General features: G+C 68.3%; 5 protein-coding genes and 2 pseudogenes. 5 read left to right on the top strand and 2 right to left on the bottom strand.

Annotated features, from left to right (window positions below):
* The 4 genes and pseudogenes from ACWCPY_RS43055 to ACWCPY_RS43040 form a co-directional block, all read left to right on the top strand.
* Positions 1-300, top strand: a 300-nt coding sequence (locus ACWCPY_RS43055; RefSeq protein WP_451274631.1) for a Uma2 family endonuclease, incomplete at its 5' end; no start/stop codon positions are given.
* A gap of 259 nt (positions 301-559) precedes the next feature.
* Entirely contained in the window at positions 560-892 is a 333-nt protein-coding gene (locus tag ACWCPY_RS43050) for a hypothetical protein (protein WP_451274629.1), read from the top strand.
* A 141-nt stretch (positions 893-1033) separates the two neighbouring features.
* On the top strand, positions 1034-1330 hold the full coding sequence (locus tag ACWCPY_RS43045; RefSeq protein WP_451274627.1) for a hypothetical protein: 297 nt from the start codon (positions 1034-1036) through the stop codon (positions 1328-1330).
* A gap of 64 nt (positions 1331-1394) precedes the next feature.
* Positions 1395-1805, top strand: a pseudogene (locus ACWCPY_RS43040) (transposase); the annotation flags it as partial.
* A gap of 49 nt (positions 1806-1854) precedes the next feature.
* Here ACWCPY_RS43040 and ACWCPY_RS43035 read toward each other — a convergent pair.
* Positions 1855-2094 (bottom strand): annotated as a pseudogene (locus ACWCPY_RS43035) (NF041680 family putative transposase); the annotation flags it as partial.
* A gap of 189 nt (positions 2095-2283) precedes the next feature.
* On the bottom strand, positions 2284-3096 hold the full coding sequence (locus ACWCPY_RS43030; RefSeq protein ID WP_451274625.1) for a hypothetical protein: 813 nt from the start codon (positions 3094-3096) through the stop codon (positions 2284-2286).
* A gap of 549 nt (positions 3097-3645) precedes the next feature.
* On the opposite strand from ACWCPY_RS43030, the gene ACWCPY_RS43025 reads away from it, so the two are divergent.
* Positions 3646-4160 (top strand): hypothetical protein (locus tag ACWCPY_RS43025; protein WP_451274623.1); only part of this gene is annotated, 515 nt, incomplete at its 3' end.

Here is a 4160-nt window from a genome sequence, read left to right as displayed (position 1 = left end):
CCCGAAGACCTCGCGAAGGGCGGCGGGGCGCTCCTCCCCGACCAGACACTCCTCGTCGTGGAAGTGACGTCGGAGTCGAACGCGGAAACCGACCGAGTCGTGAAGCGCCGCCGATACGCCGAGTACCGCGCCCCGCTCTACCTCCTCGTCGACCGGATCGAAGGCAGCATCACCCTGTTCTCCGAACCCGGCCACCTGGGCTACACCCGCGTCGACGGCCCCCACCTCTTCGGCGCGGTCCTGCGCCTCCCGGACCCGTTCAACCTGGACCTGGACACCAGCGGCCTGACGCCTGCCTGACCATCCGCGCACGCCTGCGGCCTTGTCCGGGCCACCCCAATGGCTTCCGGCCATGCTCAGCTCAGGCAGATGCGCACTGCAACCGGCGCGCACCGGAAACAGTCTTGATCAGGCATGGGAGAACCCCAGCCGGCAAGCACCTGGCCGATATGGGTTTCACCCTTCAGTCAGACCCCACCTCCGCAGACGCAGACATCTGGTCCCCCGTCGGCCTCGGCTACATGGCGGCCGTCACGGAGTCAGTGAGGGAGACGAACTGATGGGCCAGGCCCGTCGTGATGCTGTGGACGTCAGCCGCTATTCTGCCGCCCACGTGGAAGACCCGACGCCGTGCGCTGGTCCTCGCGACGCGGTGACCATCCTCGACGGGCAGGGGAACGCCGCCGCCGGCTGCAAGCACCACGGTGCCCGCATGCTCGCCTCGATCGACCAGGCCCGACAGGCCCGTGTCGAGCCCGGCGCGGTCATCGGCGCAGCAACCCGTGTTCTGGCGGCTGCGGACACGATTCGCCCGTTCTGCTGGTACGGGACCGCACCCTGCGCCGAGCCGGGCCAGTTCAGCGCAGCCGAGAACCAGGCCCGGAACGCCTGACCGCAGACGGTTCACACTGCGCCCATCGAGACCCGCCTGGCCGAGACCTGGGCCGCCTGGCGCCGCCCCGGCCGGAAACCCAACCTGGCTCTCGCCGCCGATATCGCCCTGGACTCGCTCGGCGACCTCGCCGCCGAGATCTTGGTCGACGGCACGATGATGCGGTCCCTCACCATCAAGGACGGCGTTGCCACCCTCAAACTCGCCGAGGCCACCGAGATGGTCCGCATCTTCGCCGCCAGAATGCGCGGCTGCCTCGACGGCCACGGCGCCTCGAACTATGTCGAGATGGAAATGACCGATGGCGCCACCAGCCAGGGGTACACCGTCACCGTGCAACGTCGGGAGTGCCCGACCCCGCACCAGTTCCGCCAGCAGGCAGAAGTCCGCGCCGAGCAACTGCACGTTCTGGTGATCAAGGTGGCAAGAGCCGTGTAACGGGATACTGTTACGCACGGTTCTGTGGGAGCCCGGGGGCGAGATTCCCCCGGGCGACCCGACCGTCCTGTCGGACGCGAACGGACTGCCCCTGGTCGTCGGCATCTCCGCCGCCAAAACCCACGACAGCCAAGGCCTGAAGCCCATGATGGCCGGCCTCCAAACGAGACACGACCCCCACCGCGGCTGGAACCTCAAACCCCGCAAGCTCCACGCCGACAAGGCATACGACACCCCCGACCTGCGTAGATGGCTCCGCGGGAAACGTATCGGCGTCCGCATCGCCCGCAAAGGAATCGAATCCAGCGAACGGCTCGGACGCCGAAGGTGGGTCATCAAACGCACCATGTCCTGGCTGACTGGCTACCGCCGACTCAACCACCGCTACGAACGCCACCCCCGCAACTACCTGGCCTTCCTCGAACTCGCCGCCGCCCTCTGCTGCTACAAACGACTGGCCCGACTCACCACATAGGACACGGTCTTACAGTCCCATCCTCGGAACCGAACAACGAATCGCTCTTGACCTTCACGGGGCAGGAGCCGTGCGACAGCCTCAGGGACTTCGCACGGATGTTCCTGAACCCTCGCCGGACTCGCGCCGGCGTGAGGCGTCCCGGTGCAGCGGCCCTTTCCCAGGGACGGCGGAGGTCGGCGGCGAGCGGTCGGGCGAGGCGGAGCTGGGTGTGGGCCGCGATCACGAGCCTTGTCCAGCGGTCGGCCGCTTCGGGAGTGCGGATCTTCGGGCGAGTCCAGCCAAGGGACACCAGTTTCCTCCAGCACTACCCGCGTGGCCCGACGCTGAGGGGATCGGTCGAGCTTGCCGGACGGCATGTGCCAGCGGCCGTAGCTGTAGGGCCCGCTGCGCTGGGAGAGGAGGGGGTGGGGTGTCCACCCCAAAGGAATCAGCCTCACGGAGGCAGTGGCCGGTGCCGCGTATTCGCGTGCAACAGTTACTCGCCATTACTTGTCGGCAGCGGCCCCGCTGGGGGCTGCCCGCTCGGGCTGGCCTCTTCCCTGGGCCCGTGTCTATCCAGGTCAGCCACCGTTACCCCCGCCCCTTGACGGCGGCTTTTACCTCTTCCCATGTCGAGCAAGGCGATGGGGATGCCTGCGTTCCGGAGGGCGCTTTCGACACGGTCACGGGTCCAGATGACACGTGCGTCCTGGTTGAGCCGGTTGAGCTGCTCCACCACTTCCCTCAGCAACGTGCCCTCCGTTTCGTACTGCTGGGCGATCCGACGGATGGCCTCCCACACCACCTGAAGGTCCGTCAGAGACGGCAGGGGCCGCAGGGACGGCAGGGCACCAAAGGCATCCACCCTCACTCCCTCTCCTTGGCGGCGGTGCTTACTGCCTCCCATGTAGAGAGGGGTGGTGGGGATGCCTGCGTTCCGGAGGACCGCTTGAGCCTGGCCGAGGGTCCAGGTGCTGCCGGTGTCCTGGTTGAGCTGGGCAACGATCTCCCTCAGCAGCACGGCGTCCGAGCGGTACTGCTGGGCCACCCGGCGGACGGCCTCCCACACCGCCGACATCGTCGGCAGGGCGCCGAACGACTCCACCCTCACCCCCACCCCTTCGCGACGACGCTTACCGCTTCCCATGTCAAGCGGAATGATGGGAATGCCAGCATTGCCAAGGACCGCTTCAATCTGGCCGAGGGTCCGGGTAGTGCCGGTGTCCTGGTTGAGCTGGGCAACGATCTCCCTCAGCAGCACGCCCTTCGTCTTGACTTGCCGGGCGATCCGATGAGCAGCCTCCCGCACCGCCCGAAGGTCCGGCAAGTCCGGCGCTGCCGGACCCGGCCCGTCCGGGAGCCCCCGCTCCGGAGCGGGTGAGCCTGTCAGGGCGAGAGTGCTCTGGGGCAGGCCAGGAGCATCACTCTGGCCGGGGAGGGGGATTCTCCGCTTCTGGCGTTTGGAGGGGTTCTGGTCCGTAGCCCGGCTGTCACGGGTGTCGCGCTTGCGTTTGGCTGTGGAGGTGCCGGGCTGGTCGTTCCCCGCCGGGGCGGGGAGGGTGGGGGGCAGGTCCGTGTTGTTGTCCTGGGTTGTTGTCGGCTCTGTGGGGTTCAGTACGGCGAAGACCCGGTCGCTGGTCGTGCCGGCGACGGTGGCCCCGGGGGCGGGGGGAGATGCGGAGGGTGTCGGGGCAGTGGCCCGGGGGGTGCGGGTGAGGTTCTCGGTGGCCGGCACGAGGGGGGTGGGGTGGTGGGTGTGGCTTTGGCCGGCCGGGTCCGTGGCCTCCTGTTGTGCTGTCCTGCCCGGTTGGTCGGAGGTATCCCGGGGCAGTTCACTCGGCCCATCCCCGGCGAGGCCGTGCCGGCCCAGGTCTCTCACCCGCACCCCCAGCCGGGTACGCCCCTCACCGCCGAACGACAGGCTGAGTCTCTGGACGGTGATGCCAGCGGCCGCAAGGACGCCCCTGATCTCGAATACCTGCAGGCCGCCGAGGCCGGTGGCCAGGTCGGCGAGGTGCACACCGAGGTGGTTGTTCACTTCTGCCAGCTCGCGGATGGTGCAGGCGATATCCTCGACGGCCGGGAGGTGGGCGAGGCCGTGCCCGCCCAGGTCGTCGACCCTCACCCCCACCCAGCTGCGGTTCTTATCGCCGAACAACAGCTGGAGTCTCTTTACGGTGATTCCGTTGGCCCTGAGGACGTTCCTGATCTCGAACTCCTGCAGGCCGCCGTGGTGGGTGGTCAGGTCGGCGAGGTGCACACCGACCCGTTTCTGCTGCCCGGCCAGTTGGCGGATGGTGCGGGCGAGGTCTTCGATGGGCGGGAGGTGGGTGGTGCCGTGCCGGCCCAGGTCCTCCTCCCGCATCGCTGGCA

It is taken from the genome of Streptomyces sp. NPDC002403 (assembly GCF_053593015.1).
The sequence above is the reverse complement of the archived record's forward strand: the minus strand, read 5'-3'. Positions and strand labels throughout refer to the sequence as shown.

Bases quoted from the DNA above. Each gene is read 5' to 3' on its own strand.
- ACWCPY_RS43050 (WP_451274629.1), top strand. From the start codon at position 560: ATGGGCCAGGCCCGTCGTGATGCTGTGGACGTCAGCCGCTATTCTGCC.